Source organism: Roseovarius gaetbuli (assembly GCF_900172365.1).
Taxonomy (GTDB): domain Bacteria; phylum Pseudomonadota; class Alphaproteobacteria; order Rhodobacterales; family Rhodobacteraceae; genus Roseovarius; species Roseovarius gaetbuli.
Window position 1 is genome coordinate 12,501 of the sequence record NZ_FWFJ01000039.1, and the last position, 25,209, is coordinate 37,709.

Genomic DNA, 25,209 nt, shown 5'->3' on the forward strand with positions numbered 1-25,209 from the left:
GCGTGACTTCATCCTGATGTCTCTTTCGGATTGGCGCGTTCGGGCACAACAGTGGATGGTGCCGGACCGAAGGTCACCCGCGACAAAAACCGTCTTTCTTTCAGGTCATCTATGATGATCGGATACCGCCTGCAGCAGTTCCCCCGACAGATCGCGGCTGACAGAATGTGCGACATCACCAAGGCTGAGCATCCCGACCAGCCGCTTTTTGTCGTCAAGGACCGGCAGCCGACGGATTTTCTTCTGATCCATCAGGTGAATTGCGTCCTCGACAGTTTCGGTGGTCCGGCAATAGACAATCCCTTTGGTCATCACGTCTTCGGCCGTGGTCTTTTCCGGATCACGCCCGGCGGCCACAACCCTGAGCGCGATGTCGCGATCCGTGATCATCCCGACCAGTTTGTCGTCCTTTCCGATGGGAACGGCGCCTATATCTTCCTTTTTCATCATGTTTGCGATTTCGCTTATCAGCGTGTCAGCGCTGACCCAATCGGCGTTCTCATGCATCGCTTTCGAGATTTCCATGGCTGTCTCCTGTGCTGGATATGATTTCATTTTAGTATAGTGGGCAGAGCGAATGGCTGATTGATCGGAGACCCGGTCCACTGCGCCAGTGGGCGGGTTCGGCTGCTTGGAAGCGCCGCCTTTGGCCAGGGTGTCGGCCTCTTTGCCATTCTCCTCCATTCCGCTCTCCATTCTGACAATCGCCGCGTCAGCGCATGATCAGAAAAATGCGGGCCGATCCGCGTTGGATCGTCAAGGCGAGTGCCCGGTCGACCTTGGTGAGCTGTTCGCGCAACTCGGCAACCGATGCGACAGGCACGCGGTTGACGGCGAGGATAATGTCGCCGACCGTGATGCCCGACCGCGCGGCACGACTGCCGGGGTCAAGCCTCGCCACCAAGACACCGGGTATCTCGCCGTATAGCGGGTCGCCCGGCTCAAGATTGCGGAGGTCTGCTCCGGACAGCCATTCCAGCCCGTGACCACCTGCCCGGGGGCCGCCTTGGGCTCCGCGTCGCAGGGTCGCCACCACAGTCTGCCGCTCGCCGTTGCGGATGATCCCGATCTCGATGCTTCGGCCGGTCCGCTTCAATCCGATCTGGCTGCGCAGATCGGCGGACCCGGCCACGGGGCGGCCATCAACGGACACGATCAGGTCGCCGGGCTGCAATCCGGCCGCTTCGGCCGAGCTGTCCGGTTCGACCTGTGTGATCACTGCACCCGCACCGGCCTCTAGCCCGAGCGCCTCTGCAAGATCGGGGGTGAAATCCTGTATCGTCACGCCGAGCAGGCCGCGCTGCACCTCGCCAAATTCGATGAGCTGATCGACGACCGCCTTGGCCATGTTTGCAGGCACCGCAAAACCGATACCGACATTGCCGCCCGATGGCGCGATGATCGCGGTGTTGACCCCGACAAGACGCCCGTCCAACGTGACCAGGGCACCGCCGGAATTGCCGGGATTGATCGAGGCGTCGGTCTGGATGAAATCCTCGTATCCTTCGATATTGAGGCCGCTCCGCCCCAGGGCGCTGACGATGCCCGAGGTCACCGTCTGACCAAGGCCGAAGGGATTGCCGATTGCCAGAACGTAATCCCCCACCTGCAAACGATCGCTGTCGCCCAAGTCGAGGGCGGTCAGATTTCCGGCGTCGATTTTCACCAGGGCAACGTCCGTTCCGGGGTCGCTCCCGATCAGTTCCGCGTCAAATTGGCGGCGGTCCTTGAGCGTTACGGTAATGCGGTCGCCGTTCTCAACGACATGGTGGTTGGTCAGGACATAGCCTTTTTCTGCATCAATGATCACGCCGGAACCCGCGCTCATCTGTTGGCGGCGCTGCGGCTGTTGCGGCGGTGGCTGCATGTCGAAGAAACGCCGGAAGAACGGGTCGTTGAACAGTGGGTTCATCTCGACAGAGCGACTGCTTTCGACGGAGATGTTGACAACGGCTGGCGTCACCTCGGCCAACAGAGGCGCCAGTGTCGGCAACCCGTCATCGTTTAGATACAAGGGCCGGTCAGCGGTCTGCGACATGCCGGGCGCTGCGAAGGTTATCGAAAAGACCAGGATCGCGGCCAACGTCCGGCCCAGACGAGAGACAACTTCAGCCATTTCATCACTCCTTCAGACGAGAGCAAGAGGCCGGGAGAAACCCGGCCCCCCGCATGTTTCAGGCGGCTTTCACGGGAATGCGTTTGATGCTTGCAAGCGCCTCTTCGGTCTTGGGAAGGCTGACGGTCAGCACGCCGTTCTTGTAGGTGGCTTCAGCCTTGTCGGGATCGACACCAGCGGGCAGGGGCACCGTGCGATGGAACGAGCCGTAGTGGCGTTCGGACATGTAAACGCCCTTGCGCTCCTCTTCGTGCTCGATCTTCTTTTCGCCGCGGATCGTCATCGTATTGCCGGACAAGGATATGTCGATGTCCTCTTGCTCCATTCCGGGCAATTCGACGGAGACGTTCACGCTTTTGTCGGTTTCGGTGACATCGGTGCTTGGGCCAAACATGCCCATCACGGCGTCATCGCCGTTCCAGCCGTTTTCGACCCTGCGCCAGAAATCCTCGAACACGTGGTTTATATCGCGCTGCAACGATACCAGAGGATTGCTCGAAGTCGCGTTTTCGCTTGCCGGGCTGGTTTCCTTGTCACGCCCCGAGGGGATGAGATCTTTGATTTGCATGATGGTTTCTCCTTGATTGCGTTGAAAATCCATGACGGCAGCGTCACGCTGCCTTCACCGATATCTTCTTTGGTTTGGCTTCGGCTGCGTGCGGCAATTCAAGCCGCAGAACGCCATTCTTGAATTCGGCATTGATCTTGGCCTGATCTATTTCGTCGGACAGCGTGAAGACCCGAAGATAGTCGCCTTCGCGGTACTCCGAAGACAGGCGGCGATACCCTTCCGGCGCGTGGGGTTTGACGGTGCCGCGCAATGTCAGAACCTGCCTCTCCAGCGTGACATCCACGCCGTCGGGCGCCACACCCGGCATGTCGGCCATGATGACGGTGGTGTCACCCTTCTCAAAGATATCGACCGCTGGCGTGAAGGTAAGCGTCGCGGGCTCTGTTTCACCTTTTGATCGAACGACGGTGCCTGCGGCTTGTGGCGTAAGTTCCTGTGCCATGTTATTTCTCCTTTTGCGTCTGCGTTCAGGATGTTTTGATCTTGATGTGCTTGGGCTTGTCGTCTTCCGGGCGCTGCATTTCGACGGTCAGCACACCATTTTCAAAGCGCGCGTCGATGTGGTCGGGGTCGATCCGGAAGGGAAGCTCGATCGACCGCAGGAATGACCCGGCTGGACGCTCGCGGCGGTGCCAGCGGATGTCATCGCCTGTCTCCGGTTCCGGGTAGGTGCCGCGAATGGACATCATCGTATCCTTCACGCTCAGTTCGATGTCCTGATCGGTGAGCCCCGGAAGTTCAGCGGACATGACGACGCTGTCCTGACCAACCCAGACGTTCACGGACGGATAGGCCCCTGACCGCTCGGAGGACCGACCGCCGTCAAAAAGCCGGTTCATCGCTCCCTGTAGTCGACGCATGTCAGCGAAAGGATCGTTGTAATTCCACGGGAAATAATTGGTCTCTAGCATTTCGGTCTCCTCTTCGTTGATTGGGCGTTCGCGAAAAGCCCCTTCGACGGGATCACAGGCCGAAGGGATAAGTCTCGTCTTCTTCCTTCTTTGTCAGAGTCGGCAGAGGTGTCAGCGCCTGCGTCCGGTCGAACCAGACAAAGGCATCGAACTGTCTGGACAGGTCCGCATAGCTGTAGTGGCTCGCTCTCTCGGTTTCCGGGCGGTAGATCACGCCGATGAAGCGCTCTAGCCGGGGCTGGGCAATCAGATCGCGGAATGCAGCCGGTTGATCCTTTTTGAAGTCCCAAAGGAACCGTTCAAGATCAACGCCGTGGCAGATCGCCTCAACACTCCCCGGAAGCGGGGGGCGGATTGTCTTGACCTCCATCGGGCTGTCCCACTCCGACGCCGCCGCAACAGCGCCGGATGCGGTTCCAAAGCCGATAAGAGCGGCGTCTTCGCCGTATTCCTCGCGACAGAGTTGGCCGATATTCAATTCGCCCCGGCTGCGCCCCATGTCGGTCTGTCGCGCGTCCCCGATGTGGGAATTATGGGCCCAGACCACGGCCTTTTTGTCTGGTCCGGCATGGTCGAGGATTTGCTTGAGGGTCTGGAACATGTACTGGTCGCGCAGGTTCCACGACAGGTGCGAGCCATAATACATCACCCGATAGTATCGCTCGGCATTTGCCACGAGCCGGGCGTTTTGCGTCGCGTCAAAGAACTGATCGCCGTCTTTTGCGGCGTATTCCAGCTTTCTTTTCAGCAGGTCGATCAGGATTTGCGTCACTGCTTTTTCGCAGACCGTGAACTGCGGCGTCAGAGCCGCCCGCCCATAAGCGGCAGGGTTGCTTGACCAAGGCGCAAGACAGGCAAAGCGAGAGCGGGCCACTGCGGCCGCTTGTTCGTCCACACGATCCAGATAGGCAAGAAGCTCTGCGATTGAGGCGTTCATGTTGTAGAGATCAAGGCCATAGAACGCGACGCGCTCGTCCATGGCTCTGGCGTGATTGTGCTGCTTCAAAAAGCGCGTAAACGCCGCGAATTCCTCGTTGCGCCACATCCATGTCGGGAAGCGCGCAAAGGGCGTGTCCTGCATCGCCTCGTATGGTTTTTGGCGGATGTGGTGATCAACGCTCGCGGCGTCGGGCCAGTCGGCTTCGACGGCCACGATGGAAAAGCCGTGGTCTTCGATCAGGCGCCGCGTGATGGCGGCGCGGGCGCGGTAGAATTCCGAGGTTCCATGGGACGCCTCGCCCAGAAGGACAACGCGCTTTGAGCCAAATCGGTCAAAGGCTTCGGCGAAGCCGGGATCATCTATCGCGGGCAGGGGTTCGGCGGCGGCCCTGAGGGGGGACACTGCGGTCTCGGGCTCAGGCGTCGCAACCGGCGCGGGGATTTCGAGTGGCGTCGCGCGCAGATGCGTCCTGAACCAGTCGGCCGCATGGTCTATGACAACGTCCAGCGTGCCCGACTCTTCGAAAAGGTGACTTGCCCCCGGAACGATCGCCAGCTTCTTCTCGCACCTCAGCGCAGCAAGCGCCTGTTTGTTCAACTCTATGACTTCGGTGTCCCGGCCGCCGACGACAAGCAGTGTGGCGCCCTGAACCTGCGGTAGAAATGCCTCGGCCAAATCCGGGCGCCCCCCTCGCGACACGACTGCGCCAACTCGGCCTCTAAGCTCTGCGGCGGCCACAAGCGCCGCTGCGGCACCTGTACTTGCCCCGAAGACGCCAAGCGGAAGATCCTCAAGGTCGGGCTCAGAGGTGATCCACATCGAGGCTTCGATCACGCGATCCGCGAGCAGGGGGATGTCAAAGACATTGCGACGGTCTTTGCCTTCCTCGGGTGTCAAAAGATCGAACAGAAGCGTTGCAAAGCCTTCATCATTGAATTTTTCGGCGACGTAGGTGTTTCGGGGGCTTCGGCGGCTGGACCCGCTTCCATGGGCAAAAAGGATGATGCCGCGCGGGTTTTTGGGAACCGCCAGGTCGCCGATCAGGCCCAGGGGCGGAATGGCCACCTGTCTCTTGTGGATGCTCTGTGCCTCCTGCGAAGAGACGGTCGCGACCGAGTTGAGCAGCGTCACCGTTTCGTCGTCCGACAACTGGTGAAAGTCTCTGTAGAATGCGCCGACACCCAGAAAGGCGGTGACCGGATGAACGCAGATGATATCATCGGCCTGATCATATATGTCCTGCAAAGCCGACTTGGGGGCGACGGGCAGGGCCACCACGATCCGCGCCGGACCAGAACGTTTCAACCCGATCAGCGCCGCCTTCATGGTGGCGCCGGTTGCCAATCCGTCATCGACGACAACGACGGTGCGACCGCTCGGATCGGGGCGCGTCCGGTTGCCGAGGTAGAGCGCCTTGCGCCGCTCAAGCTCGGCCCTCTGGTCGGCCACTGCCCGCGCGATATAGGCCTCATCCGCCCCTGACGCGCGCCGGACATCTTCGTTGATGACGATCTGTTCGTCCGCGCCCTCGACCAATGCGCCAAGGGCGACTTCGGGATTGCGCGGCGCGCCTATCTTGCGAACGAGCAGCAGATCAAGCGGTGCACCGAGCCGTTTTGCAACTTCGACGCCAACGGGCACACCGCCGCGCGGCAAGGCATAGATCAGCGGGTGATCCAGTTCCATTTCAGCCAGAAGCCTGGCCAATACTCGGCCTGCATCCGCGCGATCCAGAAATTTTTGTGTGATCATATCCATGACGAAATGAGTAGCGGGTGCCGGATGATCCGGATTGATTTTCGTCAAGAAAATTTCGTGAAATTTGCAAGCTGGCGGGCGTGTCTGCGACTTTACGGCAACAGCACTGCCGCGCCCCTGAGGTGGCCCGCCCGCAGAGCCATTGCACGTATGGGGCTTTTCCTCCGGGTGAGTGTGGCGCTTAGCCTGCGGGCCCTGTGGGGCCCCTGTGCGGGAATGATGCTGATCAGGTTCCCCGGATTTCACAGGGGTTTTGCATGGGGGCCTTTCACGGGGGACTGTCATGCGCGCCGATCAGCCAACTCTTGCCGGTTGAGGCGAATAGGCAGGTGCCTCTTGATCGAAATCAATCGTTTCGGGTATTTTTGAAGCACTGATCACATACGTGCTTTGTCATGTATGGAGGTGAGACATAGGGCATGCGAGAGGGTGACAGAAAGCACAGAGGCACCTGGAAGTTTGCGCCCGGAGGGCGCGGTGTGTCCTCGCGTTTCATGTCACCGCGCCACGATCTGGCGCCCGAGTTGCAAAAGTACCTGCACGTCCTTGGCCCGATGCCGAAGCGCTCTCTTGAGACCTTTGCGGATCTTGGTGTGACGGATGACGAGATCGGGCGTTATTTCCGAATGCCGTGCGAGCGTGTCACTGAACTTCGCGAAATCTGGCACATCGACGGACATACCTGACGCGCCCGCGCGCATCAGGCCGGGACAGGTCGGCGCGGGTCATCTGACCGTGAGGACAGCGCAGTGAGCGTGATGCAGAACCTTTTGCGACACGCTGCCCAAGACAGTGCTCTTGATCGTGCCCAGCCCGCGTGAGCCGATGACGATCATGTCGACCGAATGCCTACGCGCCGCCTCGAGAATTTCCTCGGCGTTATCGCCCATTTCGGTCATGGTTTTCACCTTGCGCGCGCCCTTTTCGACGCAGCGCACTTTTGCCCGATCGACGATCTGCTCTCCGATAGCCGTTATCACCCTTGCGGTTCCTGCTTCGTCCGAAGAGCCGAGCATCATCGCATAGCGGTTTTCCGGCACGTAGGGCACGCTTGGAAAGGCAACGGCATGGGCCTTTTCGACGAGATGCTCGACCTCGGCCATGCGGAGCAGTTCGGCAGAGGGGCGCCCATGCATCAGCACATGCACGATGAACAGTTCAGCGTTCAGTTTGTCCGCCAGTTCAGCCGCCATGTCGGTGGCGGAAAGTGAATGTAGAGACCCGTCGACGGCCAGAAGGATTTTGCCGATCATTGTTTTTTCTCCTCGAATGAAAGGGCGTGCGGATTGGATGTGCTGCCGCGCGACGCCGTGCGACCGCCATGCGCGACAAGCACGGGTTTTCGGCTTGCATCGGGCCGTCGTCGGGGCGTCGTGCGGCCCGTGTCGTACTGATAGTCCCGCGTCAGCGGCACGGCATCGACGCTTGGCGATAACTGAATCTGGAAGACGGCTTGCGGGGCATTGCGGAAGGTTTGTTCACTGGCCGCCAGATAAAAGCGCCACATCCTTGCAAAGCGATCGTCATAGAGAGCGCGCGCCTCGTCTTCATGCGCCCGGAACCGATCATACCAGTGACGCAAGGTATAGGCATAATGCAGCCGCCAGCATTCGATATCCGTGGCCCACAGGCGGTTCTGCTCGACTGCGGCCATCATCTCCGAGACAGCGGGCACATAACCCCCGGGGAAAATGTATTTTGCGATCCAGGGGTTGGTGGCCTTCGCGGTTCCGGCCCAGCCGATCGTATGGACCAGGGCGATCCCGTCGGGCGACAGCAGGTTGCGAATGCTGGCGAAGTAATCGAGGTAGTGGGGCAGGCCGACGTGTTCGAACATGCCCACAGAGACAATCCGATCGAACCTGCCTTCGACCTGACGATAATCGCAAAGCCGAAACTCGATCCGGTCTGACAGACCTGCGCGCGCGACCCTCGCGGTCGCATAGGCATGCTGTTCCTCGGAGAGTGTGATGCCGACCACTTTGGCCCCATGATCGCGCGCAAGCGTCAGCGCCATGCCACCCCAGCCACAGCCGATATCGAGAACGCTCATGCCGGGCTCGATCAACAGCTTGCGCGCGATATGCGCCTTCTTGTCGGCCTGCGCCTGTTCCAGTGTCGCATCGGGGGTGCGAAAATACCCGCAGGAATATTGCCGGTCGTCGTCGAGAAACAGATCGAACAACTGCCCCGAGAGATCATAATGATGCGCCACGTTACGTCTTGAGCGCGTCAGAATATTCCTCTGTGAAAGCCCGCGCAGGGCCGTGCGCAACTTCTCGGACAGTTTTTGCCACCAGACCGGATTGGCGTCCGCATGGCGCGCGTTGCGCACAACGATTTCAAGCAGCCCCTGCAGGTCATCCCCGTCAACCACTAGCGATCCGTTCATGTAAGATTCACCAAGCGCCAGTTCGGGGTTCAGCGCCAGGTGCCTGACGGTTGTCGGCTCCAGCAGGCGAACTGTCACCGGCGCAGCGGACCCGTCGCCATAGACGCCTGTGCTTCCGGTCGGCATGACGACGCGCAGCGACCCGAGTTTTATGAGAGTGCGTAGCATTCTATCGAGTGCATGTTGCCAAATCCCGGTCATCGAACCGATCCCCTCGTCTTGATTGTCATTTCCGCTCACCTCCGAGGCCCCATCACAGCAAGGACCGACTGCCTGACCGGTCGTTCGACAGGAAAGCCGGAAAAAAGGCGATGCGCGCGCAGACCGACCAAGGCGGTGGTCTGCGTCGGCGGCAACGGATTGCTTGATCTGATCGATACTGGTTTGCCCATTCATAAAGCTTAGAGAGCGGCACGTGCGACTGATTGATCTTCATCAATTGTCGCGACGGTTGCGCGTTCACAGTGCTTGGATCGGCAATCTTCATTTGAAACAACGCCAGCATTGCAGCCGTTGCATGCCTTGCGGTGCAGTGAGCTGCGGCCCCGTCAACTCGTTCCTGATCGCCCTTGCGTGTGCGGCGTCAAATGATGGACCTGTCGCGGTTTGATGAGCCTCAGCGCGATGCTGTGAGGCATTGGCTGGCCTGCTTTCGTGGCTTTGCGTTACCCTGAAGCGGTCTCTTTCGCAGCGACGAGGCTTAGGCCCTCCAGACGAAGCTTTGGGGCCATGCCATCGGATTTGCGCAAGACCGGCGCCAGCACAGAGCGAGCGATGCCGGATTTGCGCAACTCAAGCTGCCAGTCGGCGTCCAGAAAGAATGCATCCGCATAGAATGTCTGACACCCGGACAGGTGGCTCAGAAAGGATGTCAGAATCCGCTGTTGGTAGTAATCGATTGCCTCTGCAGCGGGGCCGTCGTGGGTCAGGACCGCCGCCGCCAGGATCGCGGTTCGGATGGCAAAGGGTGCGCCTTCACCGCTGATCGGATCCAGTCGCGCCGCCGGCGTTCCAACGAAAATCTTGCCGGCTTCGGCCATCGACAGACGGATCGCCGGAGCCGCCGGAAACTGTGCCGCCTGTTCAAAGGCTGCAACCTGTGGTGCGATCAAGGCGCTTTGATCCAGCATCGACTTCAGTTTGTGCCGCGCGTCGGGCACGGGCCGTGGCACCATGGCCTGAAGGATGCAACTTGCTCTATTGATCGGGGCAAGGAACATCCACCCATCTGTCAGAGATTCAATCATGCTGCGCGGTGGATCCAACGGCCGTGTCAACTCTACCCGGGCGGTCAGCATAGCGCGATCCCCGGTTTGGAGCTGTTGATCGGCGCCAGCTGCCGGGTTCACGTGCCAGGTTGTCGTCCGGGGTGTGTCGTCGTCGACCTCTATTTCTTCGAGCAGTGCAAATAGCCGGTTCGTCAGCACACCCACGTCAATCACCTTTCCCTGCTGGCGAATGCGCTGTGGGATCGCGTCATCGCCCCAGATCACCTCGCGCATGACAAGGTCATGGCCAAGGTCTGCGCCTGTGGTCCAGATACCCGGAAACAAGTCGCCAAGAAGCGAGATCGCCACATCGTTGATGCAGATATACTGCGAACCTCTGTGCGGGTGTTGCGTCGCTTCGGCCAACACCACCTCGGCGCCCTTTTGGCGCAGGCAGCGCGCCAGCACCGCCGTGGCGAGCGTGCGTCCGTGAATGCGAATTGTCACTCGCGGAACCGGGATTTCGCGATGGCCTCCGAAAAGGCGTCAAGGATTTCCGAGAGACTGCTGTCATGCGCCTTCGCCGCGCCAAGGCCGGTATCCGGATGAGGCGGAGGCGGCGTGGGAGTTGCGAGAGTTTTGGCCATCATTGGCTTTACCAGAAGGCTGTGCGCCCGCTCCAAAAGCCTGGACGCCTCTGCGCTGCTGCGTACGGGCGGGTCGAGTTCCCAGCCATCGGGCAAGGTAAACAGCGGCGTATAGCCCTTCGCGGACATCTCAAGGTTGACTTCGTTCATCTTCAGCATCACCGAGATTGCCTTGCGAAGAGCCGGGCTGCTTATCTGCGCTTCCGGGATCGCGAAGGCGATTTTCAAAAGGATCAACAACGCCTGATAGTGCCGGTCCGAGTCGGCCTGTAACGCCGCGCCTTCAGCATCCGCGGCCCTGGCTGGCTGACCGTAGAGTGTGTCATAGGGGATGTCGGGGTTGTGGTTTGGGGTGGCCTCACTCCACTCGCCGCTCAGGATGTAGCCGGGCAGGGCGCCACGACCTGCGTGATCGTAGAAGGCAAAGTTCTGCTGCGCGGTGGAAAAGCGCACATAATGCCCTTCGCCCTCGTCAACGATCAGCTTGACGATCTCGACCGCTTTCCGGCGTACCTCGGGGTCGATTTCGTCTTCACGAAGATGCTGAAGCGAATGCAGGATACCCACGTACATCCCGTCCAGTCCGGCGACCGTAGAGCGGCTGGGCCGTTCGACGTCGATGAACCATTGCAACTGGGGGCTGGACAGGCTTTGCAGATAGAAGGGCACCTTGAAGGTTCGCCCAAGGGTTGAGGCGCGTTTGGCCGTTGTGTCCGCGCCCAGGAGCGAGAGGATCTCGTTGGCCCACCGGAAATGACGCATCTCGTCGATGGCCACATCAAAGACCGTGCGCGCCGAGTGCCATAGACGGAAGCTTTCGAGCGTTTCTTTCTCTTCCGGCTCTTTCCAGGGCACATCGACGGAATAGAACGCATAGAGGTATTGCACCGCAAGCGCATGTTCGACAGAGGCGAGGTAGGTCAGCTCGTCCTTGATCTGCTCCAACGTCATGATCGGACCTGTCGGGCCTTCGGGCGGCACATAGGTTTCACCGAACTCGCGGCCATTCAGAACCGGGCGCAGCTGCTCCCATCCGCCCATTATCTCCGCATAGTCGACCTCTCTCTGGCGACGTGCGTTATAGCCGTAAGCGATGTCCTGGGTCTGCGGCTCTACGTTGCGGTTCTTGCGCTGGAAGTTCAGGTATTCGTACTGGCCGTCCTCGGACGAGATCACATCGGGCTTGTTCGACGCCCAGTAAAAGCATTGGCAGTCGCGGAAATCATAGGTCCATGGCGTGCAAAGGGTGCGTGTCAGATCGCCCGGATCATAGACCTCAGGGGCGAGCACGCCCTGTTCGTTGAGATAGTCGAGCCTTTGTGCGCTCATCGCTGCAAACATCAGCTTGCCGTTTGAATCGCGCTCTATCTTGTTTGCGCCGGCCTCCACGGCGGCCTTGGCGTCTTTGAATGCGCTCTGGCCCTGCGGCGGGTTCGGGCCCACCGCGATGGACAGGTCACCCGGCAAAAGGCTGTTTATCTGTCGCCAAGCGTAAAGCCCCTGTTTGCCGGTGAAATCAAAGGTTGTGACCTGCACTGCACCGTCCAGATCGTTGTTTCGCCCGTGCATTACCCAAAGAAACAGGTTGTCCTGCAGATCTCCGGGCGTCAGTCCCAGATCAATCCAGCGCTGCGCCAGAGACGCAGGTTTCATCCCGGCCAGCCGCGCGCCATCCTGTCGGTAGACCTCGAAGTAGAGTCCGGGGAAGAACATTTTCTGGATGTTCTTGGCATCCATCTCGAGCCCGGGATAGCAGTTGTCGACACCGTCTTCGGGCCGCGTGACAATGGAATTTCCGGGCACGATATAGGCGGCGCGCGCAGTCAGGTTACGTGGAAAGATCTTCCATTCGCGTGGGTCTTCGGGGGCTGTCGGAAATGTCGACATGATCGGGTCTCCCTCAATTGATGGGTGCGGCCGCCGGGCCGACCTCGAAATATGTGTTTGGGCTCACAAAATAATCCGGCGCCTGCGTATAAAGCTCGGCATAGGCCGCGATGCAAAAGCTTAGCCAGCCGCGTACATAGTCGCAGTGCTGTCGGCCACGACGGTCAACCTCGTGATAACAGCCGCCTCCGCAGAGGTATCTGGCCCAGCAGGATTTGCAGGGTTCTTGGCGGTCAACATGGCGGCGGTCCAGATGGGCGGTCCGGGCCGTTTCGTCCAGCCCGTCCGCAATGTTTCCCATGGCCCAGGCGTCGTCATCCACCAGCCGGTGACACCCATAAAGCGCGCCATCGGCGTTGACGCTGAGATAGGCGGCACCCGCGCCACAAGGGTAGGGGCGATGGCTGCCCCTGTGGATCTCGTGCAAGGCCGTTTCGAAATTGCTGAACGGAAACCGCTCGCCGCGCAGCAACCTGTCGCGCGCGGCGCTGCCGCAGCGGATCATCTGTTCCAGGAACCAGTCGAAATCCCTGTGCCGGAATTCCAAGTCTGCCTTGGGCGAGACCTGCACCGGGGAAAAGCCCGCATCCCCGACACCAAGGGATATCATATGCTCGAGGACCTCCAGCAAGTCGCCTGACCCAGGAGTCACCGTGACCCGCGCGGCCACATGGGCCGGGCCGCCGTCCTTCAGGATGCGCTCCAGCCCCGCAAGGGCGCGATCATAGCTGCCGCCGCCCCGATGATCCGGGTGCAACCGGTCGTTCAATGCGCGCTTTCCGTCGAGACTCACGGTGACCATGAACCGGTGGTCGCGAAACAGCTTGGCGTCCTCGTCCCGCACGGTGGTGCCGTTTGTCGTGATCGAGAACGTGGCCCGCCCGCCGTTTCGCCTGGCCTGCTCCGCGGCATAGGCGGTGGCATCATGCACGACCGTCCGGTTCAGCAAGGGCTCGCCGCCCATAAAGCCGACAACCACATCGGCTCCGGGCCCGGCCTCTGCGATGAGCCGATCAATCGAGGCGCGCGCGATGTCCACTGACATCGTCCGCGACTTGCCACCGAACAGACCTTCGTCGGCATAGCAATACTGGCACCCAAGATTGCAGGCTTGTGCGACGTTCAGTGACAGGGCACGCAGCGCAGGCACCTCTGGCGCCTCGGGTTCGATGAAGCGATGGTCATTGCCAAGGGCTTGTTCGAACAGCTGCGCCTGGGCGAGGTCACCGCCGGAAAACAAAGCCGCGACTCGATCTGCTGTGGCGGTATCGATATCAAAAACCCGAGAGCCGTTGGTGGCAAAGACATGGTGGCCGACGCCGCTTTCGATCAGCTTATAGTTTTCACGAAGTCGAGGGGCCATCGCCTCTGTCCTTTCCCGAAATCCGCTCAAGCCACGCCTTCATAAGGTTGTATTGTCGTTGGGTGATCGTCATCGGGTTGGAATCCGAGCCACGCATCAAAGCCGGCATCTGGCGGTCATAGGGTTTGGGGTCTTCGGCCGGATTGCGGATCCAGTCGTCGAACAATTCGGGGCGCTGCGCCATGCGGGCCTTGAACACGTCATAGGCAAGGAAGCGTTTGTGATTGGCCCGTCCCAGTTCGGTCAAGGGCAGCGGGTGCCCGGGCCTTGGGGGCTCGGGGGTGAAGGGATCTTCTGGCGTGGTCGGATTGTTGGCCAGACCAGAGCGCAGGTTCTGATGATCGAGGTTCGACGCCTCCATCGTCTCGCGCACGCGCTGCATGAAATCGGCGATCTCCATCTCGGTCTCGATCCAGTTCGACCCTTCGGTGAAGGCCGGGGCCGAGACGTCCTCACGCTCCATCAGATCGGCAAGCCCATCGGCGACAGAACGGAACGGCCTGCGGTCCGGCTGGAAATCGGGCGGGCAGCAGGTAAAGCGGGCATGAGCGCTGATTTCACCGCCGGCCACTCCGGACCCGCTGATCACGACAGAGATCAGCCCGTCGTTGCTGTCATCCAAAAAGCCGAGGCTGACCCCAAGGCCGTTGCTATTACTCGTTGGCTCCATCGCATAGAGCCCGCCAGGATTGGTGCGCGGATCGTAAGGTTCGCTCTCGTCTGCGGGGTTCCAGTGCGCCCATGCAGAGTCGGGGTTCAGTGTCAGTTGAAGACCGTCCAGAAAGGCCTGCCGTCGGAAGACTTCCGGCACCAGCGCCGTCAGGTTGCGCTTTGCGGTGTTGGTGGGGGCATAGATATGGCCCTTTGGCGGAGTGATGCGCAGGCGGATTTCATTGAATTCCGCGTTTGGCCGTATCACCTGAACCGCGCCCAAAGGCAAAGGGTCGCCGTGAATGATCGGGTTCTCGGCCCCCTTGGGGCTGATCCCGCTCAAAGGCACCTTGTCGTGCTGGTCCCCGGACATCTCGATGATGGCATCGACGTGATCGCCCTCGGCCCCGGTGTAGTGAAACGCTTTGCGGTTCGCGGCGTGAACCCGCCATTTCAAATCCCCCAGCGTCAAGCCGCACTCCGCGAGCACGTCTGTCGTGATCGGCCCCTCGTAGCCCGTGTCAAGCCTGCCATGCACTTCGAAAAAGGGCGCAACAGGCAGCCATTTCTCTCCGTCACGAAAGCGAATTTCGTTGGGCATATAGGCGGTTATCCCGCCGTCCTCGCATACACGAAAGGTGGTTGTCGGTCGGATCACCGTTTCCGCTGTTCCGCGAGAGGAGTAATCGTTTTGTTCCCAGTGAAAATTCACCATGGGCTCTTCGACTTGCCCAAAGCGTGCAAAGGCCAAAGGCGGACAAATCCATAGGTCTTCAATGATTGCGCTTGTTGGCATTTTGCGCCTCCCAGTGCATCGCAATATCTGCAAATTATAATGGCAGCAAAAAATCCGCCGAAACTAATTAGGTCGTAATCAACTACACCATAGGGTTGCATCAAATGTTGATTCGGAAAAGCCCTGATCCACACCCTGAAGTGGAAGTTTTTGGCACGCTTGTGTCTTTGGTTGTCGGGTTCGATCAGTGTTTCACATTTTTTTCTGTTTAAAATGAGTGTGGTGAAAATTTTGTGTAAGCTCCCGCGTTTTGATGCTTTAGATCTTGCGTGCATCGACAAACGAGGTTGATCAGTGAGGTTTAAAAGGAAGGGTCTTGACAGAATGCAACCATGTGGTGAATTCTGAGGGCGTGAATAGAATATGACTTTGCCAATGCAGGCCTTTTTTGCTGTCGGGCGACTGTTGTAAAAAGTTCTTCGTTTTTATTGCTTTTTTCGAATGAATATCTTGCAGCCTGAGCACAGGTGGAAAACTTGATTTCAGGATGAGGTGACCATTCGCCATCTGCCCGAGGGACCGCGCCAATCAATTGAGTGATCAGGCGAACCCGCGAGATTTCTGAAGTCACCCGTGTCTCTTGCGCAAGAGGCATCTGTATTTTTGTGTCGCTCCAATGCGGTGATCACTCTTCTTTAGCCAACACGCCAGGCAACGGCGGCGTGTAACAGGGAGACATCAATGTGCCAGACGATACCTTTGATCTGATCGTTGTCGGCGGCGGTGCGATCGGCCTGTCGACGGCCCGGAACGCCGCGCGGCGCGGGTGGCGCACGCTTGTTTTGGAAAAATTCGGCGTGTTGAACAATGAAGGCAGTTCCGCCGGGGCCTCTCGGCAATTCCGGCTGCAGTATGCACAACACTACATGGCCGAACTGTCTCTGGCGTCCCAAAATTTTTGGGCAGAGCTTCAGGGGTATTCGCAGAACACTCTGGTGCGCCAGAATGGCAGCCTCTGGTTCGGAGACCCTGATCTGGACTCCCAGGAAGGCGGGATTGCGGCGGCGGAAAAGGTCATGGAGTCACTGCACATTCCGTTTACGAGATTGACCGCGCCCCAGATCGAGGCGCGTTTCCCCTTCAAGGCCTTGCCAAAGGATTACGAGGGCTTTTTTCAGGCCAATGGCGGGATTATCGATCTGAAGTCCACGGAAGAGGCGGCGCTGAACGCGGCCCTTGCCACCGGTCGGGTGGTGATCCGGGAATGGGAGCCTGCGACCGACATTTCCGAAAGCGGCAGAGGGGTCGAGGTTCGAACGGTGCACGGCCGGTATCATGGGGCGCGCCTTGCGATTTGCGCCGGGGCATATGTCAACGAGACGTTAAAGCCGCTGGGCCTCTCGCTGGGTATCGACATCTGGCAAATGTCCTCTGCTTATTTCGCGCTAACCGAACCTGCCAGGCATCTGCCGACGTGGTTCGTGTTTCAGGATCCGGGTGATAGTGCGCTGTTTTACGGCTTCCCAGAGGTGGATTGGGCGCATCCCGGCTATGCCCGCGTGGCCACCGACTTCCCGGACAAGATCCTGACGGATCCCGCACAGCGCAGTTATGCTCCCAGCACCAAGAGCCTTGGACTTGATGCGCAATGGGTCAGGGAGCACATGACCGGTCTTGACCCGATGCCGCGCTTTACCTCGACCTGTCTGATCGCGCTGGCGCAGAACAGCTCTCGGGAGCTGTTGCTGGACTATACACCGGCCTGGGGGCGAGCGCATTCCAACATCGTGACCTACACCGCCGGTTGGGCAGGCAAATACATCCCGATCATGGGGGACATGATCGTGCGGATGCTGAGCGCGCCGGAAACAGAGCTGGTCTATGGCGACTACAGGATTCCGCTGGACAGGTTTTCGATTGATTGGACGCAAACGAACTAAGACCCGGAGGGCCTTCATGTCACAGACCTACACAATTTTCGGAGCGGGACCCGGAGGCCTCTATACCGCTTGGCGGCTGCTGACCGGGGGCAAGGCCGTCGCGGGCGACACAATCACGCTTTATGAATGGGGCACCTACGACTTTGTCGGGGACGGAAAAAACCGCCAGCCCGCCGGGCGCATCTGCTCTCACCACATTGCTGCACCCTCAGGCGAGGAGCAGGACCTGAACGGAACCTATATCGAGATCGGAGGGATGCGGTTCAGCGAGTGGGACCAAAAGCAATTTGAGACCGACGCGAACGGGCATCCGACCGACACACCCTCTCCGGGGCATCGTCTGGTGACCCAAACGATCTGGGATATCGGCCTGCATCCGGATCTGCAGGACTTCTTGACCACGACGAACCCCTTGTTTTATCTGCGCGGTCAGCATTTCTTTCAAGATCAACTTGGCACGGGGACACCTGCGCTAAAAGCGCCCTATGCGACGCCCGGCAATAACGAGGCCCCTGCCGCAGAGCTTTTTGGTCAGATTTCGAACTTGATCACCGGTGGGGCCGACCTCAAGACCCGCAGCGAACAATGCCATTACTATGCCACCGGCACTTTGCCGGACAGTTTCAACTCGTTCGTCTATGAGCCCGGCAATACGGTGAGCAACATTGGATATTGGAACGTTTTTTACGATCAAGCCGGGAATGAAGGGTTCAACTATGCTGCCGATGCGGGAGGCTATAGCTCTAATGTGATCAACTGGAACGCGGCCGACGCAGCGTTCTATAACGGCGAATTCACGCCCGGCGACAAGTTCAAGACCATCGCGGGTGGCTACTCTCGTCTCTTCGTCGAACTCTACCGCAGGGCGCAAGAGGCCGCGACCGCGCTGGGTGTGACACTCACGCTGCAACAGGGCACACGGCTGCATTCGATCTGGATGCAGGACGGCGCAGTCACCTGTCAGCTTGCCAGCGCAGAGGATCCCTACGCCGCAGATGGCCCCGCCATGACCAGCGATTGCGCCTTCCTTGCAATGCCGCCGGAATCGGTTGAACTGGTTGCACAGGCGACCCGCTATAACGGCGTGCCTGCGGGCGGCACCGATTTTCTCAACGCGCCCAATGTCGCCAACTATCTGGACGCGGTCGTGCAGCAACCCTCGTACAAAGTGGCGATGTTCTTTGACCGGCCGTGGTGGACAGAGGCACCGTTCCCACCCTGTCTCGACACCGCAGAGGGCGAGAGCGCCAATGTCTTTGGCCCGACGATCACCTATCTGCCCCTTCGCCAGATCTATTATTTCGGCAACAACGCGCTTGCGGATTATCAAGGGCCGCCGGTCTACGGTCTTCTCGCCTCTTACGACGACGAACGTTTCGTTGATTTCTGGCGCCAGCTGGAACTCTGCGTCGAGGATCGGCGCGAGCTGGCCGGCAATCGCAATCTGCAACCGCTGGACGGCGGCAAAGAGGCCCCGCCAGAGATGGAGCGGATGCTGCGCCTGCAGCTGGCCAAGGTACACTACGGTGACGCGAACTGTGCGAACCTGATTCCGCAGGCCAGCAGCACAGTCTTCATGGATTGGGGACGTAATCCTTTTGGCGCGGGATATCACGCCTGGGCCGCGCATTTTGACATCTGCGATGTCATGCAGCGCCTGCGCGCCCCGGCAGAGCTGGCCGGGCAGGTCGGCGCACCTGTCTATCTGATCGGCTCGGCCTTTTCCAACGATCAGGCCTGGGTCGAGGGTGCCTTTTGCACGGCCGAGTCCGTGCTGGTCGACTTCCTGCAGATGGAGCCCTTGATCGATACCTCAGTTTACAAGCTGATTTGTTCAAATTGTTGAAGAAAGGACTGAAAACATGGTTGCTATCCCTCCAAGATTCACCCCTGAAGTGCTTAAGGCGCAGCAGGAACAAGCCAACTATGGCGTGCTGAAACAACTTGAAGGCACCTGGGTCAACGTCACGGATGACCCTGCTTCCAAGATGCTCGGAGTGCACACCACTTGCCTGCCGTCTCCGGGGACGAATTCGGAAACCATCCCGGGCAAGTTCCGCTTCCTCTGCCAGAACTACACCGAAGAGCTGACCTTCACGCTGGTGCCTGGTGGCGTGCGCAACCGCGCAGGCGCAAACGAGCAGTTCTGCGGAGCGGTGAAATACGATACCAGGATCATCGACCTGCAGGACAACCTTCTGCACGAAGAAAACGGCATGTATCTCTGGCTGGACCAGATCTACAACCACGCCGCCAATGATACATCCGTAGAGGTGGACATCGGCTATCCTGAACTCGCCTCTGGTGACGGGGCGGACGGGCCGGTCTATGTTCCGGGCTACTCGGTCGCGCGCAGTGGCACCATCCCGCATGGCAGTACGGTCCAGATGTTCGGCAGGTCCTCTACCACAGACGGAGCGCCGTCCTTTCCCTCTGGTCTGGCGGCATGGGATTTCAAATACCTGGCGATTTCACCAACCATGGGCGGGGCAGGGAACGAGCCGATCAACCTCGACGCGCCGCCCCCACCTTGGGTCTTTGACAAGGCCTTGCCGACAACCGCTCCCAGCGGCAACAAGACCTATACGCAGCGGATTCTGGCCCATGATCTTTATCCCTATTCGGTGCGCCCGGACCTGATCCTGCGTGACGCAATCAAGGATCAGACGGTCAAGAAATTCAGCCTTATCGAGATGGACACGCAGGAAGCCACAGGCCCGCAGGGGGGCATCTTGAACACCCCGCTTGTCCGCCGCTTCGTACCGGTCGTGAGAATGGATATGCGGATGTGGATCGAAACGATCGAAGAAGACGGGCAGGAGATTCTGCAGCTGCAATACGAACAGATCGTGGATTTCGAGTTTCACTTTGGCACCGATGGCGGCGTAACCCGGTGGCCGCATATTCAGGTGAACACGCTGCGCAAAAAGACCTGATCCGGCTCTGCCGGTTCCGCGCTTGGGTCGGCACCAAACGAGGGCCCGCTTCCGCGAAAGCGGCGCGCGCCCTCGACATGCGCCCCGATGACATCTCGACAAAACTCGTGCCAGACGGCGGCGTCGCGGGGCGCGCCCAGTCTTGCCCGCCCAGTCTTGCCGGGGTTCAGGATGTTTTGCGGCTCCAGCGCGCCCCCGATGTCCGCCATCGTCCGCTTCAAATTGCTCGAGCAGATGCGCCAAATGGCAGATAAGCGATGGACCTGTCGCGGTTTGAAGCCGCTCCTTTGATAGCATTTACTGCACCAAAGGAGATGAACCATGGGACTGAAACGGACAGACGAAACCGTAAGGATGCGGTGCGTATCGCCCTGCCAAGCGGGTAAACGCGTAAGCAGGCAGCATCAGATTTTGGCGTCGGGTTGGCGAGAGTGTCCGATCTTCTGTGTATGAGTAATATGGTCCATGCTTCACCAACGAAGGAGCATGACAACGATGACGATTACCAGGGAACTTTTAGACGAGCTGCTGAGCGGCGTTGAGAACGCAAGCGCGACAAGACCACATCCGATCATGGATCTTTTCATTCAGAGTAATCACGGCAGGCCTTCGCGATGATTGCTTCCTCGTTGGTCGGGAGGACAAGAACCTTTACGCACGACTGCTCAGAGCCAATTTGAACCGCATTCTCGGAATTCGCCTTACTGTCTATCGAAACGCTCAGCCAAGCCAGTCGATCACAGATCAATCGGCGCACCAAAGCAGAGTTTTCTCCGATGCCTGCGGTGAAGACGAGGGCATCAAGCCCACCAATGGATGGCACGAGGCCCGCGATCAGACTTGCAGCGCGGTAACAGTACAGCTCAATCGCTTCGCGCGCGCGCGGGTCTTTGCTCTCCTGCAGGATATGCATGTTGTTGCTGATACCCGAGACACCCAGAAGCCCGGATTTGCGATAGAGCATATCTTCGATTGCGGTGGCATCCATCTCCTTGGCGCGCATGAGATAGAGGATGACGCCGGGGTCCAGCGTCCCGCACCGGCGCCCCATGACCAGTCCGTCGAGTGCCGTGAAGCCCATGCTGGTCGCCATGCTTTGCCGATCTTTTATCGCGCACAGGCTGGATCCGTTTCCAAGATGCGCGACGATGACCCGCCCGTCTGCAAGAGAGCCCAGATGTTCGGGCAAAACGCTTGCAATATAGGCGTAGGACAGACCGTGGAATCCGTAGCGGATAACCCCTTCGTCGCTCAGCGCGTGAGGGATGGCAAACAGTTGCGCCAGTCTTTCCTGGCTGCGGTGAAAGCTGGTATCGAAGCATGCAATCTGGAGCAAATCCGGTCGCCATCTGGCGACGGCCCGGATCGCCGCCAGATTGTGGGGCTGATGAAGAGGGGCAAGCGGCACAAGGCTTTCGAGCGCGTCGAGCACGGCCTCGGTCACGCGCGTCGGTCCTTCGAACCTTTCGCCACCATGCACGACGCGGTGACCCACCGCCACGATCCGGTGACGCCCATGGTGCTGCGCAAGCCAGAGCAGCAGAAGCGCGAGCAGCTTTTCATGATCAAAGGTGTTGTCCAATGTGGCCAGCGCGCCCTTGTCGAGCGACCTGCCGTCAGCAGAACTTACCGTAAACACCGGTTGGCGCCCGATACTCGCAAATTTGCCCGTCATCTCGGCGTGGGCCGAGGGCGTATTGCTGGCAAAGATTGCAAATTTCAGGCTCGACGAGCCTGCGTTGAGGGTCAGGACAAGGTCGCTCATGAAACCGCACCTCCGAGCGTGTGGTGGACGAAACGCTGAGCGATCGCGGTCGAGGCCAACCGGGAGAAGACGTTGTCTGCCCGGCTGGTCAGCACGATCGGGACGCGTGCGCCCAGAACGATGCCGGCCGCATCAGCCCCGGCAAGGTAGATCAGTTGTTTGGCAATCATATTGCCCGCTTCCAGATCCGGTGCAATCAGGATGTCCGCGCTGCCGGCCACATCCGAAAGAATGCCCTTGGCATCGGCGGCGGCCTTGGAGACAGCATTGTCAAAGGCCAGCGGGCCATCGAGCAGACCGCCGACGATCTGGCCACGGTCCGCCATCTTGCACAGGGCTGCCGCATCGACCGTCGAGGGGATTTTCGAAGTCACGGATTCGACCGCCGACAAAAGCGCCACCTTTGGACGCGAAATGCCGAGCGCCAGAGCAAGTTCAATGGCGTTTTGGACGATATCGCGCTTGGTCGGCAGGTCGGGGAAAATGTTGATGGCCGCATCGCTGATCAGCAGCAGTTTGGGATGGGCAAAATCTGAGTCGACATGTGCTGGGTTCACGTCGCCGGACATGACCGCAAACAGTTCAATGTCTTCGGCCTTCAGTGTCCGCGTCAGTTCCGCTTTGTCTCCGACTGCGATTTCGTCAAATGTTTTGTTTTCAATGAATTGCATTGCGTTTCCCTTATTCCTGTCTCGCCTCAGTTTTGCGTGAAACGCGTGCTTGCGCGAAGAATGGCCCGATCCGTTGTGCGGCTTCGGCTGATCTCTGCGTCGGTTAGGCCATGTATTCACCGCCATTCACACTCAGAGTGGACCCGGTTATGAAAGCCGCATCGTCACCGTCAAGAAAGACGACAGAGCGCGCCACATCTGCGGGCTGTCCAAGGCGGCCAACCGGTGTCGCGGCAATGATCTTGTCGATGACCCCGTCCGGCACGGCCGCAACCATATCCGTGTCGCAATAGCCCGGTGCCACGGCATTGACGGTGATCCCCTTGGCCGCGGTTTCTTGTGCGAGGGCTTTGGTGAACCCGATGATACCTGCTTTTTCTGCAGCGTAATAGCTCATTGTCAGAATGCTGCCGCCGTCCTTCATGAGGGGGATTGCCAGGCGTGTCATCCTGATCAGGGAATGAACCGAAACATCCATCGCCTGTGCGACCCCCTCTTTCGAGCACCCGTTGATCGGTGCGTGCAGGTCATCCTTCGGGCAGTAGGCAATCGAATGCAGGACAAAATCGAGCTTTCCCCACTGCTTGTCGATCTCCTCGAAGACGGCCTCCAGCTGCCCGTCGATCTGCACATCCAGTGGCAGGAATATCGGCGCATCCAGTTTTGCCACAACGGGCGAAACATACGGTTTGGAGGCTTCAAGGCCATATGTCACCGCGAGGTCCGCACCCCAAGCGCGAAAGGCCATGCCGCAACCGGCCGCGATCGAATGCTCATACGCAATTCCGACGACAAGACCGCGTTTGCCTTTCAGAAGGGTATCCAACATGAAACACTACTCCTGATAGACGTAGGTGCCGGGCGCGTCACAGAGCGGGGGATAGCCTTTGTCCGGTGCGCCAAGTGACGGTGGTGCTACGCGCTTGCCCGACCTTTGCGACAACCATTTTGCAAGGACCGGCCACCATGAGCCTTCCACGGTGTCGGTTTCAGCCATCCAGCGATCCGGATCTGTATAGGTGTCGTCCTTCGCTTTCTCCCGCACGCGATAATGGCGCCGCGGATGTCCCGGTTCCGAGATGATGCCCGCGTTGTGCCCGCCGTTGGTCAAAAGGAACGTGACATCCGTGTCGGACAGCAAGTTGAACTTATAGACCGAATGCCAGGGGGCGACGTGGTCCCACTCGGTCCCAACCAGAAAGACCGGGGCCCGAATGTCAGAGATCGCGATCGGGCGCCCGTCGACGAGGTAGCGCCCTTCGGCCAGATTGTTCTTCAAGAACATTTGGCGCAGGTATTCAGAATGCATCCTGTAAGGCATCCGCGTCGCATCTGCGTTCCATGCCATCAGATCGGTCATCTGAGACCGCTCGCCCATGAGGTACTCATGCACGATCCGCGACCAGATCAGATCGTTCGAGCGCAGAAGCTGGAACGTTCCCGCCATCTGTTTGGTATCGAGATATCCCTGATCCCACATCATGTCTTCAAGAAAACTCAGCTGGCTGTCGTTGATGAAAAGCATCAATTCGCCGGCCTCGGTAAAGTCGGTTTGGGTCGCGAGAAAAGTAAGGCTTTTCAGTCTGTTATATTTGTCACGCGCCATCGCAGCGGCAGCAACAGACAGCAAAGTCCCGCCCAGACAGTAGCCCAGAGCATGGACCTTTTGCCCATCGGAAATAGTTTCGACGGCGTCAAGAGCATCCATTACGCCCAGCGACACATAGTCGTCCATTCCAAGATCCCGGTCCTCGGCATCAGGATTTTTCCACGAGATCATGAAGACGGTGAAGCCCTGCGCTGTCAAAAAGCGAACCAGTGAATTTTCGTCCCCAAGATCAAGGATGTAGTACTTCATGATCCAGGCCGGCACGATCAGAATGGGTTCGGGATGGACCTTTTCTGTCGTCGGCGCGTATTGGATAAGTTCGATCAGCCGGTTGCGATAGACGACCTTGCCGGGCGTGGTTGCCATGTTGCGCCCCACCTCGAAATCATCAAGGCCGACAGGCGTCTTCCCGGTATTGAGGCGCGTTAAATCCTCAATGAGGTTATGCCAGCCCCGAAACAAGTTCATGCCGCCTTCGCGGTAGGTCTTGTCCAGAATTTCAGGGTTGGTCAGCACGTAATTGGATGGCGAGAAAACATCCAGAATCTGGCGGGCTGCGAAAGACACCTCGTCCTCGTGTTGGCTGGTCATCCCTTCCACGCCCGTTGTCGCATTGTGCCACCACTGCTGGTTCAGCAGGAAGCCCTGATACATTACGTTGTAAGGTCAGTGCTGCCAACTTTCGCCCCGGAAACGTCGATCCTGAGGCAGCGGTTCGATGCAGGTTTCGCCGGTGTCGGGGGTCAGAGCGCAAGACGCCGCGTAATTTGCCAGCCGCCACGTCTTTTTCCCGGCTTTTTCGACAAGTTGAAGGCGTTTTCCCGGAGCGGTTGCAAGGTGCAGAGCCCAGTCGCTATAGACAGATGCAAGCGCAATGGGGGAAAGACCGGCTGTGAATTTGGCCAAGGTCGCTTTCAGACCTTTGTCCAGCGCCTGCTCCATCGTCGTGTGGCTTTGCGCAAGCGGGCTGTTGTCCATTTTAGTATCCACGCCGTGGAGCAAACCCTCCGACTTCCAGTCGGACCCGCTTCAGCGTGAAAGAATCGCTTTATGATCGTACCCTCAGAAAAATGAGCCGCAGCCGGGTCGGAGGCTCATTTTTCTGAGG

Annotated in this window: 22 protein-coding genes and 2 pseudogenes; 4 read left to right on the forward strand and 20 right to left on the reverse strand. The window is 59.1% G+C overall.

The genetic code is table 11. The annotated features are described in order from the left end of the window. Positions 1-105 precede the first annotated feature (105 nt). The 6 genes from ROG8370_RS15555 to ROG8370_RS15580 all read right to left on the reverse strand — a co-directional run bounded on the left by ROG8370_RS15555 (position 106) and on the right by ROG8370_RS15580 (position 6,290). On the reverse strand, positions 106-525 hold the full coding sequence (locus tag ROG8370_RS15555) for a CBS domain-containing protein (protein WP_085828097.1): 420 nt from the start codon (positions 523-525) through the stop codon (positions 106-108). A 187-nt stretch (positions 526-712) separates the two neighbouring features. After that, entirely contained in the window at positions 713-2,116 is a 1,404-nt protein-coding gene (locus tag ROG8370_RS15560; RefSeq protein WP_085828098.1) for a DegQ family serine endoprotease, read from the reverse strand. A gap of 58 nt (positions 2,117-2,174) precedes the next feature. Then, positions 2,175-2,684, reverse strand: a complete 510-nt coding sequence (locus ROG8370_RS15565) for an Hsp20/alpha crystallin family protein (protein ID WP_085828116.1) — start codon at positions 2,682-2,684, stop codon at positions 2,175-2,177. A 43-nt stretch (positions 2,685-2,727) separates the two neighbouring features. Next, a complete protein-coding gene (locus ROG8370_RS15570) occupies positions 2,728-3,129 on the reverse strand; it encodes an Hsp20/alpha crystallin family protein (RefSeq protein ID WP_085828099.1) in 402 nt (133 codons plus the stop codon). A 25-nt stretch (positions 3,130-3,154) separates the two neighbouring features. Continuing rightward, a complete protein-coding gene (locus tag ROG8370_RS15575; protein ID WP_085828100.1) occupies positions 3,155-3,598 on the reverse strand; it encodes an Hsp20/alpha crystallin family protein in 444 nt (147 codons plus the stop codon). A gap of 52 nt (positions 3,599-3,650) precedes the next feature. Continuing rightward, entirely contained in the window at positions 3,651-6,290 is a 2,640-nt protein-coding gene (locus ROG8370_RS15580) for an erythromycin esterase family protein (protein WP_139838180.1), read from the reverse strand. A gap of 485 nt (positions 6,291-6,775) precedes the next feature. On the opposite strand from ROG8370_RS15580, the gene ROG8370_RS15585 reads away from it, so the two are divergent. Continuing rightward, positions 6,776-6,982, forward strand: coding sequence for a hypothetical protein (locus ROG8370_RS15585; protein WP_139838181.1), 207 nt, complete (start codon positions 6,776-6,778; stop codon positions 6,980-6,982). 39 nt (positions 6,983-7,021) lie between these two features. On the opposite strand, the gene ROG8370_RS15590 is transcribed toward ROG8370_RS15585, so the two are convergent. The 7 genes from ROG8370_RS15590 to ROG8370_RS20270 form a co-directional block, all read right to left on the reverse strand. Beyond that, positions 7,022-7,549: a universal stress protein gene (locus ROG8370_RS15590; RefSeq protein ID WP_085828103.1), complete on the reverse strand. Its 528-nt coding sequence runs from the start codon at positions 7,547-7,549 to the stop codon at positions 7,022-7,024. Beyond that, positions 7,546-8,856, reverse strand: coding sequence for an SAM-dependent methyltransferase (locus ROG8370_RS15595; RefSeq protein WP_085828117.1), 1,311 nt, complete (start codon positions 8,854-8,856; stop codon positions 7,546-7,548). The genes ROG8370_RS15590 and ROG8370_RS15595 overlap by 4 nt, the downstream gene beginning before the upstream one ends. A gap of 497 nt (positions 8,857-9,353) precedes the next feature. Next, complete coding sequence (locus tag ROG8370_RS15600) at positions 9,354-10,403, reverse strand: hypothetical protein (protein ID WP_085828104.1); 1,050 nt, start codon at positions 10,401-10,403, stop codon at positions 9,354-9,356. Next, entirely contained in the window at positions 10,400-12,430 is a 2,031-nt protein-coding gene (locus tag ROG8370_RS15605; RefSeq protein ID WP_085828105.1) for a ferritin-like domain-containing protein, read from the reverse strand. Before ROG8370_RS15605 ends, ROG8370_RS15600 begins: the two co-directional genes overlap by 4 nt. A gap of 13 nt (positions 12,431-12,443) precedes the next feature. Further along, positions 12,444-13,793 carry a radical SAM/SPASM domain-containing protein gene (locus ROG8370_RS15610; protein ID WP_085828106.1) on the reverse strand — a complete coding sequence of 450 codons (1,350 nt, stop codon included), beginning with the start codon at positions 13,791-13,793 and terminating at the stop codon, positions 12,444-12,446. Further along, positions 13,774-15,045, reverse strand: coding sequence for a hypothetical protein (locus tag ROG8370_RS15615; RefSeq protein ID WP_139838182.1), 1,272 nt, complete (start codon positions 15,043-15,045; stop codon positions 13,774-13,776). Before ROG8370_RS15615 ends, ROG8370_RS15610 begins: the two co-directional genes overlap by 20 nt. 496 nt (positions 15,046-15,541) lie before the next feature. Then, on the reverse strand, positions 15,542-15,811 hold the full coding sequence (locus ROG8370_RS20270; RefSeq protein WP_139838183.1) for a hypothetical protein: 270 nt from the start codon (positions 15,809-15,811) through the stop codon (positions 15,542-15,544). 112 nt (positions 15,812-15,923) lie between these two features. Between ROG8370_RS20270 and ROG8370_RS15620 the strand changes: the two genes are divergently transcribed. The 3 genes from ROG8370_RS15620 to ROG8370_RS15630 are packed head-to-tail and all read left to right on the forward strand — an operon-like array spanning position 15,924 to position 20,056. Next, positions 15,924-17,120 (forward strand): FAD-dependent oxidoreductase, encoded by a 1,197-nt coding sequence (locus ROG8370_RS15620; protein WP_170925267.1) that lies wholly within the window; start codon positions 15,924-15,926, stop codon positions 17,118-17,120. A gap of 16 nt (positions 17,121-17,136) precedes the next feature. Beyond that, entirely contained in the window at positions 17,137-18,966 is a 1,830-nt protein-coding gene (locus ROG8370_RS15625; RefSeq protein WP_085828109.1) for a flavin monoamine oxidase family protein, read from the forward strand. 16 nt (positions 18,967-18,982) lie between these two features. Then, positions 18,983-20,056: a peroxidase, FMP-type gene (locus ROG8370_RS15630; protein WP_139838184.1), complete on the forward strand. Its 1,074-nt coding sequence runs from the start codon at positions 18,983-18,985 to the stop codon at positions 20,054-20,056. Here the strand turns inward: ROG8370_RS15630 and ROG8370_RS15635 are convergent. The 7 genes and pseudogenes from ROG8370_RS15635 to ROG8370_RS21355 all read right to left on the reverse strand — a co-directional run bounded on the left by ROG8370_RS15635 (position 20,026) and on the right by ROG8370_RS21355 (position 25,043). Beyond that, positions 20,026-20,265 carry a hypothetical protein gene (locus ROG8370_RS15635; RefSeq protein ID WP_085828111.1) on the reverse strand — a complete coding sequence of 80 codons (240 nt, stop codon included), beginning with the start codon at positions 20,263-20,265 and terminating at the stop codon, positions 20,026-20,028. The two genes, ROG8370_RS15630 and ROG8370_RS15635, sit on opposite strands and share 31 nt — an antisense overlap. Positions 20,266-20,639: 374 nt before the next feature. After that, the gene (locus tag ROG8370_RS15640; protein WP_085828112.1) at positions 20,640-21,821 is read right to left on the reverse strand and encodes an acetate/propionate family kinase; all 1,182 of its coding nucleotides are present in this window, start codon (positions 21,819-21,821) and stop codon (positions 20,640-20,642) included. Further along, positions 21,818-22,339, reverse strand: a pseudogene (locus tag ROG8370_RS15645) (bifunctional enoyl-CoA hydratase/phosphate acetyltransferase); the annotation flags it as partial. The gene ROG8370_RS15640 and the pseudogene ROG8370_RS15645, both read right to left, overlap by 4 nt. Before the next feature lie 15 nt (positions 22,340-22,354). Further along, a pseudogene (locus ROG8370_RS21460) lies at positions 22,355-22,618 on the reverse strand (hypothetical protein); the annotation flags it as partial. After that, on the reverse strand, positions 22,596-23,321 hold the full coding sequence (locus ROG8370_RS15650; RefSeq protein ID WP_085828114.1) for an SDR family oxidoreductase: 726 nt from the start codon (positions 23,319-23,321) through the stop codon (positions 22,596-22,598). The gene ROG8370_RS15650 and the pseudogene ROG8370_RS21460, both read right to left, overlap by 23 nt. Positions 23,322-23,327: 6 nt before the next feature. Beyond that, entirely contained in the window at positions 23,328-24,755 is a 1,428-nt protein-coding gene (locus ROG8370_RS15655; RefSeq protein ID WP_306372382.1) for a PHA/PHB synthase family protein, read from the reverse strand. Positions 24,756-24,767: 12 nt separating this feature from the next. Continuing rightward, positions 24,768-25,043 carry a poly-beta-hydroxybutyrate polymerase N-terminal domain-containing protein gene (locus tag ROG8370_RS21355; RefSeq protein WP_306372383.1) on the reverse strand — a complete coding sequence of 92 codons (276 nt, stop codon included), beginning with the start codon at positions 25,041-25,043 and terminating at the stop codon, positions 24,768-24,770. Positions 25,044-25,209: the final 166 nt, after the last annotated feature.

Coding starts and splice junctions, on each gene's coding strand:
- ROG8370_RS15555 (WP_085828097.1), bottom strand. CDS start 525: ATGGAAATCTCGAAAGCGATGCATGAGAACGCCGATTGGGTCAGCGCT.
- ROG8370_RS15560 (WP_085828098.1), bottom strand. CDS start 2,116: ATGGCTGAAGTTGTCTCTCGTCTGGGCCGGACGTTGGCCGCGATCCTG.
- ROG8370_RS15565 (WP_085828116.1), bottom strand. CDS start 2,684: ATGCAAATCAAAGATCTCATCCCCTCGGGGCGTGACAAGGAAACCAGC.
- ROG8370_RS15570 (WP_085828099.1), bottom strand. CDS start 3,129: ATGGCACAGGAACTTACGCCACAAGCCGCAGGCACCGTCGTTCGATCA.
- ROG8370_RS15575 (WP_085828100.1), bottom strand. CDS start 3,598: ATGCTAGAGACCAATTATTTCCCGTGGAATTACAACGATCCTTTCGCT.
- ROG8370_RS15580 (WP_139838180.1), bottom strand. CDS start 6,290: ATGATCACACAAAAATTTCTGGATCGCGCGGATGCAGGCCGAGTATTG.
- ROG8370_RS15590 (WP_085828103.1), bottom strand. CDS start 7,549: ATGATCGGCAAAATCCTTCTGGCCGTCGACGGGTCTCTACATTCACTT.
- ROG8370_RS15595 (WP_085828117.1), bottom strand. CDS start 8,856: ATGCTACGCACTCTCATAAAACTCGGGTCGCTGCGCGTCGTCATGCCG.
- ROG8370_RS15605 (WP_085828105.1), bottom strand. CDS start 12,430: ATGTCGACATTTCCGACAGCCCCCGAAGACCCACGCGAATGGAAGATC.
- ROG8370_RS15610 (WP_085828106.1), bottom strand. CDS start 13,793: ATGGCCCCTCGACTTCGTGAAAACTATAAGCTGATCGAAAGCGGCGTC.
- ROG8370_RS15615 (WP_139838182.1), bottom strand. CDS start 15,045: ATGCCCAACGAAATTCGCTTTCGTGACGGAGAGAAATGGCTGCCTGTT.
- ROG8370_RS15625 (WP_085828109.1), top strand. CDS start 17,137: ATGTCACAGACCTACACAATTTTCGGAGCGGGACCCGGAGGCCTCTAT.
- ROG8370_RS15630 (WP_139838184.1), top strand. CDS start 18,983: ATGGTTGCTATCCCTCCAAGATTCACCCCTGAAGTGCTTAAGGCGCAG.
- ROG8370_RS15635 (WP_085828111.1), bottom strand. CDS start 20,265: ATGGCGGACATCGGGGGCGCGCTGGAGCCGCAAAACATCCTGAACCCC.
- ROG8370_RS15640 (WP_085828112.1), bottom strand. CDS start 21,821: ATGAGCGACCTTGTCCTGACCCTCAACGCAGGCTCGTCGAGCCTGAAA.
- ROG8370_RS15650 (WP_085828114.1), bottom strand. CDS start 23,321: ATGTTGGATACCCTTCTGAAAGGCAAACGCGGTCTTGTCGTCGGAATT.
- ROG8370_RS15655 (WP_306372382.1), bottom strand. CDS start 24,755: ATGTATCAGGGCTTCCTGCTGAACCAGCAGTGGTGGCACAATGCGACA.
- ROG8370_RS21355 (WP_306372383.1), bottom strand. CDS start 25,043: ATGGAGCAGGCGCTGGACAAAGGTCTGAAAGCGACCTTGGCCAAATTC.